This window comes from Gelidibacter sp. (assembly GCF_053579655.1).
The window spans coordinates 1-14,186 of sequence record NZ_JBMDWE010000006.1 but is presented as its reverse complement, the minus strand read 5'-3'; the positions used below and the strand labels follow the sequence as shown (position 1 = coordinate 14,186).

The window sequence follows — 14,186 nt, the reverse complement described above, 5'->3', positions numbered from 1 at the left end:
CTATTTGGTATTATTTGCTTGTAATTGTTTTACTGCTTTAATTTGGTCTGCAAAGAAACTACTTTTTTCTGGATATTTCAAAATTAAAATCCTATAAGATTGAATTGCTTTATCATAATTTTTTTGCTCTAAATAGATCCTCGCCAATGTCTCGGTCATCAAGTTATCATTCTGTACCAATTTTGTTTGTGCCAGATTGAATGAAGGCGTAGTTTCTTTAACAGGAGAGATTTTTGGATTGGAGGATATAAATTTGTCTATTAAGTCAAACTTTTTTTCCAGAGGCGCTTCTGCTTTTGGTTTCAGCTCTTGTATTGAAGATACTGTTTCTTCGGTTTCAATCGTTTCTTCAGCTGCTCTTTGAATCGGCTTAAAACTTGTAATCTTTAACCATTCGGTAAACGAACGGGTTTCATTTTTATCGAAATCTAAAGGTTTGCCTATTTTTAATTGCTCTTCAGGAGAGGGTTCAATTTTGTTGACATCGACCTCAATGATAGGAACGCTTGTTTCCTCTTTTATATTGGTTTGAACGGGTGCTTTTCTCTCAAATAATCCTGGATCTAAAACGCCCTCACTATCTTTAATGTGCTGTTTTAAGGCCTCATCAATCAGCATCTTTTTATTAACAGAAATATCATCGGCTTCCTTAACGTCAATAGCATTTAAGAGTTCTGTGTTTTGTTTGATGAGTTTTGAAATCTCATTTTGATTGAAAGCTTCTGAAGTAATAAAATCAAATAAAATACTTCGGTCTGTCGTATAGGCAGCGGTAACTCTGAGTTCTTGGTTGTATTTAAAGCTTTCTTTGGTTTTTAAACCTTTTAAATGCAATGCTCGAGCCGCTTGGAAATAAGGATAACGGGCAACAATCTCACCAACCGTTGCGGTTTGGTCAGAAGTCAATTGCTCCGGATAGGTGAGTAGATATGTAAAGTCCTGTTTGTTCACGTTATAAAATTACCATTTTGCCAAGGTAGCGTTCAAAATATCCTGTGTAATTCGTTCAAATATCTCCTCTATGGCCGCATCTTTTTGGGCTCCTACTAATTGCGCGGTTCCTGGGTAATCATAAAAGAATGAAAACTGTTGATTAAGATCGCCGTCAGGATTGTTTTTATCATAAAAACGAACCCGAACACCAATCGTCAAACGGTTTTGTGCTGCGGTGTTATCTGCTGTTGCTGTGGTCGGAGAAATTCGATACTCTGTTATTTCACCTTCATAGGTGATGTCTCCGCCTGAAGTTACCAATTGCAAACTGGTTTGATTTTGGATGATGTCAGCGAGTGCATTTGTAAATGTACGCTCCAAACCAGGTTCAATCAACGGCGCATCATTTTGAAAATAATTAACTTGATAGGTTCTGGTTCCTGCTGGCACGGTAATTCCTGTAAATTTATAATAACCACAGCCTGAAAATAGGCTTAGACTAAAAAGGAATACTAAAATTTTTAATTTCTTCACTTGTGTTTTTTTGAGCAATGTTTTATTACAAATCGAATTGTTTGATTTTTCGGTATAAGGTGCGCTCGCTAATACCGAGTTCAGCGGCGGCCAATTTACGTTTTCCTTGGTGGCGCTCCAATGATTTTTTTATCAATTCGAGTTCCTTGTCATGTAAAGAAAGCGTTTCCTCTTCCTCAACTTCTTCGGCAAAATGGTATTTGTCAGTGTTATTGTCAATGGCTTCTGAAAGTTGACTCATTTTTTCGGGAATGGACATGACTTCTAAATCTTCGATGGTATCTTCATAATCTTCTGCATCGTCATCGCCATAAATTTTTTGGATTAAACCTTCATTTTTCTCTTGTACCTCGTTGGCGTTTCCGTTTTTCATGAGCTCCATGGTGAGTTTCTTCAAGTCGTTCAAGTCGCTTTTCATGTCAAAAAGTACTTTGTAGAGAATCTCACGCTCGCTGCTAAAATCGCTATCGCTTTTTGAATTTTTAATTATGGCAGGAAGATTATCGCCTTGACTAGGTAAGTAGCCTTTTAAGGTTGCGGCACTAATAGTCCTGGTGTGCTCTAATACGGATATTTGCTCAGCAGCATTACGCAACTGCCTAATATTTCCGTTCCATCTATGTTTTAAAAGGACGTCAACCGCTTCATCAGTTAATTTGATGGTAGGCATTTTATATTTCAGGGCAAAATCGCTGGCAAATTTGCGGAATAACAAATGAATATCGTCCTTGCGGTCTCGCAGAGGTGGCAAATGAATTTCAATGGTGCTTAATCTATAATAAAGATCTTCGCGAAACTGTTCTTTCTTGATGGCCTCAAACATATTCACATTGGTGGCTGCTACAATTCGGACATCTGTTTTTTGGACTTTACTGGAACCTACTTTTATAAATTCGCCATTTTCCAAAACACGTAACAAGCGCACTTGAGTGGTTAGTGGAAGTTCACCAACTTCATCTAAAAAAATAGTACCGCCGTCGGCCACTTCAAAATAGCCTTCGCGCGTATTTGTTGCGCCTGTAAAAGATCCTTTTTCATGTCCAAAAAGTTCACTGTCAATCGTGCCTTCTGGAATGGCGCCGCAGTTTACGGCAATATATTTACCGTGTTTGCGGTGGGATAGTTGATGGATGATTTTTGGAATGCTTTCTTTACCGACACCACTTTCTCCAGTTACCAAAACCGAAATATCCGTTGGGGCAACCTGAATGGCTTTTTCTATAGACCGGTTGAGCTTTGGGTCATTCCCAATAATTCCGAAACGTTGTTTTATGGCTTGAATTGATTCCATTTTAAGATTAAAAGTTAAGAATTAAGAGTGAATACTTGTGTGGTTTAGAATACTATAAAAGATTGATATCTCTTATTCATTATTAAATGATGGCATATTCAATAGCTTCTCCAATTAAAGTGGCACTGGTACAATCTGTAATTTTGACGTTTACCAAATCGCCAATTTTATAGTGGGCTTTTGGGAAAACGGCCACGACATTTTGTGAGGTTCTTCCGGACCATTCCTGGTCTGATTTTTTAGATTCGCGTTCCACCAAAACTTCCACCGTGGTGCCTACATAGGCTTTGGTTCTGAATTCGCTATGTTGTCTTTGCAATTGGACAATCTCATCCAAACGTCTTTTTTTCACTTCTTCAGGAACATCATCTTCCAATTTACGCTCGGCTAGAGTTCCAGGGCGTTCAGAATAGGTAAACATATATCCGAAGTTATATTTCACGTATTCCATTAAACTTAAAGTATCCTGATGGTCGGCTTCAGTTTCTGTTGGAAAACCTGAAATCATATCCTGAGAAATCGAACAGGTAGGAAGAATGCGTCTGATATTATCAATCAATGCGAAATATTCTTCACGGGTATGCAAACGATTCATTTCCTTAAGAATGCGATTGCTGCCACTTTGCACTGGCAAGTGAATATGCTTACAGATATTTTTATATTTCGCCATCGTTTCAATCACATCCAAAGTCAAATCCTGTGGATTGGAAGTTGAAAAACGAATGCGCATTTTGGGATAGGCTTTCGCACATAAATCCAATAAATTGGAAAAATTGACTACCGTCGCTTTTTGCATGTCGCTGGCCTTGTCGAAATCTTTTTTCAGTCCGCCGCCATACCATAAATAGCTATCCACGTTTTGGCCCAATAAGGTAATTTCTTTAAAGCCTCTGCTCCAAAGGTCCTTGACTTCTTCTAAAATACTTTGCGGATCACGGCTGCGTTCTCGTCCGCGCGTAAACGGCACCACACAAAACGTGCACATATTATCGCAGCCACGTGTGATGGAAACAAAAGCAGAAACGCCATTACTATTTAAACGGACCGGTGAGATATCGCCATAGGTTTCATCTTTGCTTAAAATAACGTTGATGGCATCTCTACCTTCTTCAACCTCTGATAATAAATTTGGAAGATCTTTATAAGCGTCAGGTCCAACAACCAGGTCGACGATTTTTTCTTCTTCAAGAAGTTTGCTTTTCAAGCGCTCCGCCATACAGCCCAAAACCCCAACTTTCATTTTAGGATTGATACGCTTTACAGCATTGTATTTTTCCAATCTTTTTCGGATGGTTTGTTCTGCTTTATCGCGAATGGAGCAGGTATTTACTAAAACCAGATCTGCTTCTTCCAGTATTTGGGTGGTGTTATAACCTTCCTGATATAGAATGGAAGCTACAATTTCACTGTCACTAAAATTCATGGAACAACCATAGCTTTCAATAAAAAGCTTACGGGTATTCTCTTTTTTTTGTTCGAGTACGAGACTTTCTCCTTGCTTGCTTTCGTCAATAATTTTCTCCATAAGTGTCTTGAAACGTCTGTGATTGTTTTTTTTTGTCTTCCTTAAAAGACAGCTGCAAAGATAAGATTATTTTAATGATTGTGACAAAGTGACAGTGTATTAAAATGTTTTGATAATGTTAAAAATTTATAGTTTCTTTGAAGTTGAACCAACTAAATTTTAAAAAATGACCCCATCAGAATTTCAGTCCAGAATAGCTCAAGCTAAAGATTTGGATTTCGGAACTATTTTTAATTTATCGATTGAACTCTTTAAGAAAAGCTGGCTGCAGGGCTTTTTATTGCAATTATTTGTCATCATTTTAATGGTGCCGTTTTTCATCGTTATCTATGTGCCCATCGTCATGATGGCTATATCACAAGCTGACTCAGGGCATTTTGATCCGAACGATATGAGTGGTTTATTTGCAGGGTTGTCTGTGTTTTATGTGTTATTTATTATTGTAGGAATCTTTATTATAGGTGTTGTTCAAGTGGCGCTGACGGCGGCTTTTTTCAGAATATTGAAAAATGTAGATGAGGGCCTTGAAGCTAAAACGTCAGACTTGTTTTATTTCTTGAAAGGAAAACATCTTGGCAAGATATTAGTGTTAATGTTGGTCACTGTTTTAATAGCCATTCCTGCGGCTTTATTCTTTTACCTACCATTAATATATGTGATGATCCCGATGTCATTCTTTTCGATAACTTTTGCCATGAATCCAGAATGGTCCGTAGGCGATATTGTGAGCTCAAGTTTTAGAATAGGGAATAAGAAATGGCTATTGACTTTTGGATTGTTATTTGTTTCTTATATGGCTGTTGGGATACTGACTTTTGTGAGCTGTGGCCTTGGAAGTTTGTTTTTAGCGCCATTTATGTACCATCCTATTTATTTTATCTATAAAGAAACAGTAGGGTTTGATGATTTGAGCGAGTTGAATCAAATTGGTGAGGAAGTCGTTTTTTAATATAATATATATGGAGTAGAGTGTACATAATTTTTTGGATGGCTATATGAATCCGTAAATTGTATTGATTTTATTTCATACTAGCTTTCTGAAATTATTGGTATTGAGATTGTGTGTACGATAGAGCACTCAAAATGATCTTTGGAAATATAATGTATTTAAAAGCCTGAACCTTCAGGCTTTTTTAATGCCTAGTTGTGGCTCGTCCAATAGCATATAAATCGGCTTAGATTTTTTTAATTAGGTTGAATAATATTTTTTCACATACATTTGTAGCCAGAAAAAATGTAATATGGCGAAGAACTTAGTTATTGTCGAGTCCCCTGCGAAGGCTAAAACGATTGAAAAATTTTTAGGAAAGGATTTTAAGGTAGAGTCCAGTTTTGGGCATATTGCCGATTTACCTTCTAATGAATTGGGGGTTGATGTAGAAGGCGATTTTAAACCAAGATATGAAGTTTCGAAAGATAAAAAAGCAGTAGTAAAAAAACTTAAAGACTTAGCGAAAGGTGCCGAGATGGTATGGCTAGCAAGTGATGAGGACCGCGAGGGTGAGGCCATTGCATGGCACTTGGCGGAGACTTTAAAGTTGGATAAAGCAAAAACTAAACGTATTGTTTTTCATGAAATTACCAAAACAGCTATTCTAAAAGCAATTGAAAATCCACGTGATATTGATTACCATTTAGTAGATGCACAACAAGCGCGTCGAGTGTTGGATAGAATTGTAGGTTATGAGCTGTCTCCAGTGTTATGGCGTAAGGTAAAAGGCGGACTTTCAGCCGGGCGTGTGCAATCGGTTTCTGTGAGGCTTATTGTAGAACGTGAAAGAGAAATACAAGACTTCCAGCCGGAAGCCTCTTATAGAATTGATGCTGAATTTTCCAATGAAGCAGGACAGAGTTTCAAGGCAAAACTTCCAAAGAATTTTTCTACCAAGGAAGAAGCGTATAAATTTTTAGAATCTAATGCAGCAGCGGCTTTTAAAGTTGCCGATTTAGATAAAAAACCAGCTAAGAAATCTCCAGCAGCACCATTTACAACCTCTACTTTACAGCAAGAGGCGTCGCGTAAGCTCTATTTTTCAGTATCGAAAACCATGACGATGGCGCAACGTTTGTATGAAGCGGGTTTGATTACTTATATGAGAACAGATAGCGTCAATTTATCTGATGAAGCACGTAATGGTGCCCAAGCTGAGATTAATGAGGCATACGGTTCAAAATATAGTAAACCACGCAATTATAAAGGTAAATCAAAAGGTGCTCAAGAAGCGCATGAGGCCATCAGGCCAACTGATTTTTCTGTGCACTCTGTTGACATTGATAGAGATCAGGCCAGATTATATGATTTAATTTGGAAACGTGCCGTTGCTTCACAAATGAGTGAAGCTGAACTGGAGCGTACCAACGTGAAAATTAGTGCTTCCACACATAAAGAATTGTTCACGGCCAATGGCGAAGTCATCACTTTTGATGGGTTTTTAAAAGTCTATTTAGAAGGAACTGATGATGAAGATTCTGAACAGGACGGTATGTTGCCAGCCATGAAAACCAATGAAACTTTGGTTAATTCATACATCACGGCCACGGAGCGTTATACAAGACCTCCTTATCGCTATACGGAAGCTTCTTTGGTAAAGCAGTTGGAAGAATTGGGTATTGGTCGACCATCGACATATGCACCAACGATTTCAACCATTCAAAATAGAAACTATGTTGAAAAAGGATCTATTGAAGGTGTAGAACGAAATTATACACAATTGACCTTAAAAGGTGGGAAGGTAAAAGATAACGAACTCACTGAAAAAGTAGGATCAGATAAAGGGAAATTAGTACCCACAGATATTGGGACAATTGTGACCGATTTTTTGGTCAACCATTTTGAGAAAATTCTGGATTACAACTTTACCGCAAAGATGGAGGCCGATTTTGACGAAATAGCAGAAGGAAATGAAGATTGGACTAAAATGATGAAGGACTTTTACAAAGACTTTCATCCACAGGTTATAGATGTTCAAGAAAATGCTGAGCGTGAATCGGGCGAACGTATTTTAGGTACAGACCCAAAAACCGGACGACAAGTAAGTGTGCGTTTGGGCAAGTTCGGTCCCATGGTGCAAATCGGAACGGTTGATGAAGAAGAAAAACCTTTGTTCGCGAGTTTATCTCCAGACCAACAATTAGCTAACATCACCTATGAAGAAGCCATGGATCTTTTCCAGCTTCCAAAAACATTGGGGACGTATAATGACGAAACCGTCGAGGTTAATAATGGGCGTTTTGGACCTTATGTAAAATATGGCGACAAGTTTGTGTCTCTTCCGAAGGGAATGGAAGCCTTAAATGTGGAGCTTGATGTCGCTATCGATTTAATTAAAGAGAAAGAACAAGCAGACGCTCCTATATATATGTATAACGATTTACCTGTTCAAAAAGGTAAAGGGCGTTTTGGTCCTTTCATTAAATGGAACGATATGTTTATTAACGTCAATAAAAAATATGATTGGGATAATTTATCTGACAGTGATATTGTAGAATTGATTGAAGATAAAATTCAAAAGGAAATAGATAAGGTCATCCACAATTGGGAAGATGAAGGAATTCGTGTGGAAAAGGCACGTTGGGGAAGGCATAATATCATTAAAGGAAAAATAAAGGTTGAATTGGCTAAAACGGTTGATGTTTCTAAATTGACTTTGGAAAGTGCCAAAGCGATGATTGAAGAAAAAACACCAAAAAAGAAAGCCGCCGCAAAGAAAGCACCTGCTAAAACTGCAAAGAAAACGCCTGCTAAAGCTGTCAAAAAAACAACAACTACAAAAAAGAAGTAAGCCATGACCTTTAATTTTTTGACGCCTGTTTCTGATGAAGTATTGTCTGACAATGAGTTTTTGTCACCACAAGCCCTGGGAACAAAAATGAGGATTCATTCTGAGGCAGACGGACTTCCAGATCTTGAGGGTGTAAAGATTGCCATTATCGGTGTTCTTGAAAACAGGAATGATGTTAATTATAGTGGATCTGAGGTGCGGTTGGAGCATATAAGAAAGGTGTTTTACGGTTTGTTTCCTGGGAATTGGCACACCGCCATGGCCGATTTGGGCGATATCCGTCAAGGCGATAGCGTGGAGGATACTTATTTTGCATTGCGGACAACGATTGCCGTCTTGCTCGAAAAACAAATCATTCCTATCATATTAGGAGGAAGTCAGGATTTGACCTATCCTAATTATAGAGCTTACGATAGTGTTTTACCAATGGTCAACATTGTAAGTGTGGATTGTAATTTTGATTTGGGAGATTCCTCGTTGCCCATGAAAAACAATAGTTATTTGGGGAAAATCATTTTAGAACAGCCTTATAATCTGTTTAATTATTCTACCATTGGCTACCAAACCTATTTCAATTCGCAAGAAGAAATAGATTTAATGGAGAAGCTCTATTTTGAAGCTTATCGTTTGGGCGAAATATCAAAATCCATCAATGTCGTAGAGCCCGTAATGCGAGATGCCCATATTGTGAGTGTAGATTTAAAAGCAGTGAAGGCGTCGGAGGTCTCTACTGAACAACGGTATTCGCCAAATGGCTTGGATGGAAAAGAAATTTGTGCCATCGCAAGATATGCAGGGATCAGTAATAAGGTGTCCTCTTTTGGTATTTATGAATACCAGCATTCACAGGATGATCACGGCACCGCAATGCTTGTAGCACAAATGTTATGGTATTTTGTTGAAGGGGTTAACTGTCGCATTAAAGAAGATCCGTTAAATGATGATGTCAACTATCAGAAATTTAACGTTTTAATAGACGATGATGAATTGATTTTTTACAAAAGCATTAAAACGGGGCGTTGGTGGATCGAAATTCCTTTTTTACCAGAGGTCAATAATAAATTAAAGAAGCATACGTTATTACCATGCATGCATGACGATTATATCGAAGCTACACAAGGGAAAATACCTGAAAGATGGTATAAGGCCTACAAGAAAAATAGCTTTTAATTACCTGTGGAATGGTTCTTTCATCGATGAAACGACCTCTTTTTAGGATGAAATGCAAAAAAAGTAAGAAATAAATTGTTTTTTTAAAAATATATAGATATGTTTACTCCCTCAAATAATGGTAACATAAAATTTACTGCTAAATAATTTAACCTCGAGTTTTTATGAATATGAAGAAGTTCGCTTTATTAACCGCTGTTTTAGCTCTATTGACTAGTTGTAATTCTGGAGACAGAGGAGAATTAGTTGGAGTTAAAGGAAAGAAATGGCATCCGGAAAAACCATATGGAATGACCTTAGTTCCAGGGGGTTCATTTATTATGGGTAAATCTGACGATGATTTGGCCGGTATTCACGATGCCCCAACCAAAACTGCAACTGTTAGAGCCTTTTACATGGACGAAACTGAAATTACTAATAGTGAGTACCGTCAGTTTGTTAACTGGGTCAGAGATTCTATCATTAGGACTAAATTGGCAATCATGGCTGATGAAATCGGTGAGACCCCAGGAAATGGAGGTATTGGAGAATTTGCGTTTAGAGATGCCGATCCAGAAAAGATGACCGTTTATGAAAAGTATATGTATGATACGTATAGTGGTTTAGGTCCAACAGGTTTTGAAGGGCGACCATTAAACAAAAAGGTAAAGTTAATTTACGATACGAGTAAGTACCCGGATGAGTACTATGCTGAGGTTATGGATACTATGTACTTGTCAATGGAGGAGTCTTACAATGGACAACGTACTTGGGATGTTACAAAATTTAAGTATAAATATACGTATATGGACATCCAAAAAGCAGCTAAAAACAGAAACTTAAAACGTAAAGACGTTTTGGTAACTGAGGAGGTTCAAATTTATCCCGATACAACAGCCTGGATCAGAGATTTTGCTTATTCATATAATGAGCCAATGCACAATGATTATTTTTGGCACGAAGCTTACGGTGCATATCCTGTTGTTGGGGTGTCTTGGAAACAAGCCAATGCTTTCTGTAACTGGAGAACATTATATAAAAACTCTTACCAAAAAAGTAAAGGTGCTCAAAACGTAAACTCTTTCCGATTACCATCAGAAGCTGAGTGGGAATATGCTGCCAGAGGTGGTCTTCAAGGTGCAACATTCCCATGGGGTGGTCCTTATGCAAAAAATGATAGAGGTTGTTTCTTAGCAAACTTTAAACCATTGCGTGGTGACTATGCAGCTGATATGGCGTTATATACTGTTGAGGCAAAGTCTTATGAGCCAAATGATTTCAATTTATATAACATGGCTGGTAACGTATCAGAATGGGTAAACGGATCTTATGACCCGGCATCTTATGAATATATGTCCACGATCAACCCTAACGTCAATGATCCTAACAACCAACGTAAAGTTGTAAGAGGTGGTTCATGGAAAGACGTTGCGTATTTCCTACAGGTAAGCTCTAGAGATTATGAATATGCTGATTCCGCACGAAGCTATATTGGCTTTAGAACTGTACAGGATTATATGGGAACAGATATTACTGCAAATGCAGCAACTAACAAAAATTAAGAACCTTAACAACCAAAACTAAATATTAATCTACTAAGTATTTTAACTTAATTAAAAAACAAAATTATGGCACAATCAAGAGCAAGAAAAAGAATTATGATTATGACTTATGGCCTAGGTGCGGCAGTAGTAATCTTAGGTGCATTATTTAAAATCATGCACTGGCCTTATGGAAATCAAATGTTAATCATTGGTTTAATTACAGAGGCAGCAGTATTCGCGGTATCGGCATTTGAACCTATTGACGATGATTTGGATTGGTCATTAGTATATCCCGAATTAGCAGGTGGACCATCATTAAATAAAAAAATAGAGCAACCTAAAGACGCAGAAGGACTTTTATCTAAAAAATTGGATGCATTACTTAAAGACGCAAAAATTGATGGCGAATTAATGGCTAGTTTAGGCAACAGTATTAAAAACTTTGAAGGTGCTGCTAAAGGAATTAGCCCAACGGTAGATTCAATGGCTGCGACTAGAAAGTACGGTGAAGAAATGTCATTAGCTGCGGCACAAATGGAATCATTGAACAGTCTTTATAAAGTTCAGATGGAATCTGCAAGTCGTCAGGCTGCAATCAACGAAGAAGCTGTTGAAAATGCAACGAAACTTAAAGACCAGATGAAATCTTTAGCGTCTAATTTATCATCATTAAATGGTGTTTATGGAGGCATGCTTTCTGCAATGAACAGAAACAACTAATTAGTAGAATTATACAAATCAACCACTAAAACTAATTAGAAATGGCAGGAGGAAAATTGTCCCCAAGACAAAAAATGATTAACCTGATGTATTTGGTGTTTATCGCAATGATGGCACTTAATATGTCGAAAGAAGTGCTTTCTGCATTTGGGTTAATGAACGAAAGAATCAGTGATTCTAATGCATCGGCAACGGTTCGGAATGCGGCATTCATGCAAGGTTTAGCAGATAAGGTTGAAGAGCAACCAGCTAAATACCAACCAATAAAAGCTAAGGCGGATCAGATTGATAAATTATCAAACGAATTTAATACCTATTTAGAAGGTCTTAAAACTGGAATGCTGAAATCAGTTAAAGATCCTACTAAATATGAGGAGATGGACAGAACTGATCATTTAGATGAAAAATTGTTCGTCGGTGATAATATGTCTAAAGAAGGTCAGGAGTTTATAAATAAAATCAAGACTTATAGAGAAGGTGTTATCCAAGTATTGGGCGAAGGCAATCAAGACATTCAAGCTGATATTATTAAGAAATTTGCAACTGATGATGTGAAAACATCTGAAGGTATCACTAAAGGATGGTTAACCTATCACTTTGAAGGCTTCCCAATGGTAGCTTCATTAACCAAGCTTACACAAATGCAAGCGGACGTTAAAACGATAGAATCTGAAGTATTATCGTCCATGTTGGCCGGTGAGCAGGTAAAGCAATTGTCTATGAGAAATTATTCAGCAATTGTAATTCCTGAGAAAACTGCATTTTTTAGCGGTGAGAACTTTAAAGGAAAAGTTGTTCTAGGTCGTTTTGATAACACTCTTAATTTTGAAAATGTTGTTATTAACGGTAATAAATTAGAGAATATCCAAGCTGGACAAGTTGTGCTTGATTTCCCTGCAGGAGCTGTTGGTGAAAGAGAGATTAAAGGTACTTTACAGTTTAAAGAAGGCAATGAAATTGTTGATATTCCTATTGTGAGTAAATATGCTGTAGTTCCTAAACCAAACTCCGCTACTATTTCAGCAGATAAGATGAATGTGGTATACCGTGGTGTACCTAACCCAATGACCATTTCTTTTGCAGGTGTTTCTGATAATAATGTAGATGCTTCTGCTCCAGGATTGGTAAAAGGATCAGGCGCTGGTAAATACACTATGAATCCAGGTGCCGGTAAAGAAGTTACTATTAACGTGACAGGAACATTGCCTGACGGTTCTAAAGTTAGCGACAGATCGACTTTTAGAATCAAGGATATTCCGAAGCCATCTGGTACAATTGCGGGTCAACCTGACAACGTGAGCTTGCCAAAAGCCAACGTAGAAATTGCTACTGTTGATGCTAAATTATTCGATTTCGATTTCGATTTAGATATCAGCGTAACGTCATTTAAAATTAAAGTTCCTGGTCAACCAACGGTTACTGTAAACGGAAACAAAATGAATGACCAAGCAAAAAATGCCTTGCGCAAAGCTTCAAGAGGTGATGCGGTACAGATTTTTGAAATCAAATCACAGATCAAAGGAAATACCAGCATCAAATTGCTTCCAGCGTCACCGGTATTTATTGAAATATCAAACTAATATACTATTGGTATAGTTGTAACTTTGAAAATGCTAATGAAGGTAATGTCCCAAATAATAATTAAAAATATGAAATTGAAATATTGTTTATTAACCGTTTTAAGTATTGGCTTCGCCGTAAGTTCCTTCGGACAAGCGAACTTGCTCAATGCGAAGACACCCGAAGAAATTGGAGTGAAATCTGAGGCCCAAAAAGCTTTGGATAACGACAGGCCGCTTGAATACGGTTATGTTGATGATAGAGATATCATGTTTTCAAAAATGACCTGGGAAAAAGTAGTTCTTGATGAGCGCGTAAACTTTCCTTTATATTATCCTATTGACACCAATAATATCGGTGCCAATCGCCGTTCTTTATTTGACGTATTATGGAAAAATGTAAGAGAAGGGAAGATTGAAAACGTTTATGATGACTCTTATTTTACGGTTAAACGTCAATTAAAGGATATTCAAGCTACGATGTCAAAAGTTGATACTTTAGATATTGGATACCAACAGTACAACTCCGATGGGTTTGTATCGCCAGAATATATCATAAAAAGAGATATTCAATCGTATGACATCAGTGCCTACCTGATCAAAGGATTATGGTATTTTGACAAGCGTCAAGGTGAATTAAAATACAGACTTTTAGGAATTGCACCTGCTGCTGCCGACGTTAACTTTATTGATTCTGATAATGAAGCCAACAAGGAACCCATTGCCTTATTTTGGGTGTTCTATCCAGAAGTAAGAAATGTGTTGCACGAAGCCAAGGCTTTCAACAACCAAAACAGTGCGATGCCTTTTTCATACGACCATATATTGAATTCAAGACGATTCAATGGTTATATGTATAAGGAGGAAAACGTTTTTGGAGATCGAGAAGTTAAGGAATATATCGCTGAAAATGCATTAATGCAACTCATGGAGTCTGATCGCATCAAAGACAAGATTCGTAATTTTGAACAAGATATGTGGGCATATTAGTAAATGCTCATTAGTATAATTGGAACGCTCACTTTTTAAGTGGGCGTTTTTTATTTATACTTTTTTACATTAGAATCATTGTTGTCCGATTAAAGTTGCCTTGGTCTTCTAAGAATAGTGATCAATAAAGTTCTTTCAACGTTTTTGATCCTCAATCTC

Annotated in this window: 11 protein-coding genes; 7 read left to right on the top strand and 4 right to left on the bottom strand. The window is 37.4% G+C overall.

Going from position 1 to position 14,186, the window contains the following annotated elements; genetic code table 11:
* From ACOH2D_RS04735 to miaB, 4 genes are all read right to left on the bottom strand, one after another.
* A complete protein-coding gene (locus ACOH2D_RS04735; RefSeq protein ID WP_348035753.1) occupies positions 1-951 on the bottom strand; it encodes a tetratricopeptide repeat protein in 951 nt (316 codons plus the stop codon).
* Positions 952-960: 9 nt separating this feature from the next.
* Complete coding sequence (locus tag ACOH2D_RS04730) at positions 961-1,467, bottom strand: LptE family protein (protein ID WP_348035755.1); 507 nt, start codon at positions 1,465-1,467, stop codon at positions 961-963.
* Between the two features lie 25 nt (positions 1,468-1,492).
* Positions 1,493-2,758 carry a sigma-54 interaction domain-containing protein gene (locus tag ACOH2D_RS04725; RefSeq protein WP_348035756.1) on the bottom strand — a complete coding sequence of 422 codons (1,266 nt, stop codon included), beginning with the start codon at positions 2,756-2,758 and terminating at the stop codon, positions 1,493-1,495.
* 82 nt (positions 2,759-2,840) lie between these two features.
* Positions 2,841-4,283 carry a tRNA (N6-isopentenyl adenosine(37)-C2)-methylthiotransferase MiaB gene (gene miaB / locus ACOH2D_RS04720; protein WP_348035757.1) on the bottom strand — a complete coding sequence of 481 codons (1,443 nt, stop codon included), beginning with the start codon at positions 4,281-4,283 and terminating at the stop codon, positions 2,841-2,843.
* 166 nt (positions 4,284-4,449) lie between these two features.
* Between miaB and ACOH2D_RS04715 the strand changes: the two genes are divergently transcribed.
* From ACOH2D_RS04715 to porN, 7 genes are all read left to right on the top strand, one after another.
* Positions 4,450-5,232, top strand: a complete 783-nt coding sequence (locus ACOH2D_RS04715) for a hypothetical protein (RefSeq protein ID WP_449534518.1) — start codon at positions 4,450-4,452, stop codon at positions 5,230-5,232.
* Between the two features lie 292 nt (positions 5,233-5,524).
* Complete coding sequence (gene topA, locus ACOH2D_RS04710) at positions 5,525-8,065, top strand: type I DNA topoisomerase (protein WP_449534517.1); 2,541 nt, start codon at positions 5,525-5,527, stop codon at positions 8,063-8,065.
* Positions 8,066-8,068: 3 nt separating this feature from the next.
* Positions 8,069-9,235 carry a formimidoylglutamase gene (locus ACOH2D_RS04705; protein ID WP_449534516.1) on the top strand — a complete coding sequence of 389 codons (1,167 nt, stop codon included), beginning with the start codon at positions 8,069-8,071 and terminating at the stop codon, positions 9,233-9,235.
* 170 nt (positions 9,236-9,405) lie between these two features.
* Complete coding sequence (gene porK, locus ACOH2D_RS04700) at positions 9,406-10,776, top strand: T9SS ring complex lipoprotein PorK/GldK (protein WP_449534573.1); 1,371 nt, start codon at positions 9,406-9,408, stop codon at positions 10,774-10,776.
* A gap of 66 nt (positions 10,777-10,842) precedes the next feature.
* Complete coding sequence (gene porL / locus ACOH2D_RS04695; protein WP_348035763.1) at positions 10,843-11,478, top strand: type IX secretion system motor protein PorL/GldL; 636 nt, start codon at positions 10,843-10,845, stop codon at positions 11,476-11,478.
* Between the two features lie 41 nt (positions 11,479-11,519).
* Positions 11,520-13,058, top strand: a complete 1,539-nt coding sequence (gene porM, locus ACOH2D_RS04690; RefSeq protein ID WP_348035765.1) for a type IX secretion system motor protein PorM/GldM — start codon at positions 11,520-11,522, stop codon at positions 13,056-13,058.
* 69 nt (positions 13,059-13,127) lie between these two features.
* Positions 13,128-14,027, top strand: a complete 900-nt coding sequence (gene porN / locus ACOH2D_RS04685) for a type IX secretion system ring subunit PorN/GldN (protein ID WP_348035767.1) — start codon at positions 13,128-13,130, stop codon at positions 14,025-14,027.
* The last annotated feature ends 159 nt before the right edge of the window (positions 14,028-14,186 follow it).

Bases quoted from the DNA above. Each gene is read 5' to 3' on its own strand.
- ACOH2D_RS04725 (WP_348035756.1), bottom strand. From the start codon at position 2,758: ATGGAATCAATTCAAGCCATAAAACAACGTTTCGGAATTATTGGGAAT.
- miaB (WP_348035757.1), bottom strand. From the start codon at position 4,283: ATGGAGAAAATTATTGACGAAAGCAAGCAAGGAGAAAGTCTCGTACTC.
- ACOH2D_RS04715 (WP_449534518.1), top strand. From the start codon at position 4,450: ATGACCCCATCAGAATTTCAGTCCAGAATAGCTCAAGCTAAAGATTTG.
- topA (WP_449534517.1), top strand. From the start codon at position 5,525: ATGGCGAAGAACTTAGTTATTGTCGAGTCCCCTGCGAAGGCTAAAACG.
- ACOH2D_RS04705 (WP_449534516.1), top strand. From the start codon at position 8,069: ATGACCTTTAATTTTTTGACGCCTGTTTCTGATGAAGTATTGTCTGAC.
- porK (WP_449534573.1), top strand. From the start codon at position 9,406: ATGAAGAAGTTCGCTTTATTAACCGCTGTTTTAGCTCTATTGACTAGT.
- porL (WP_348035763.1), top strand. From the start codon at position 10,843: ATGGCACAATCAAGAGCAAGAAAAAGAATTATGATTATGACTTATGGC.
- porM (WP_348035765.1), top strand. From the start codon at position 11,520: ATGGCAGGAGGAAAATTGTCCCCAAGACAAAAAATGATTAACCTGATG.
- porN (WP_348035767.1), top strand. From the start codon at position 13,128: ATGAAATTGAAATATTGTTTATTAACCGTTTTAAGTATTGGCTTCGCC.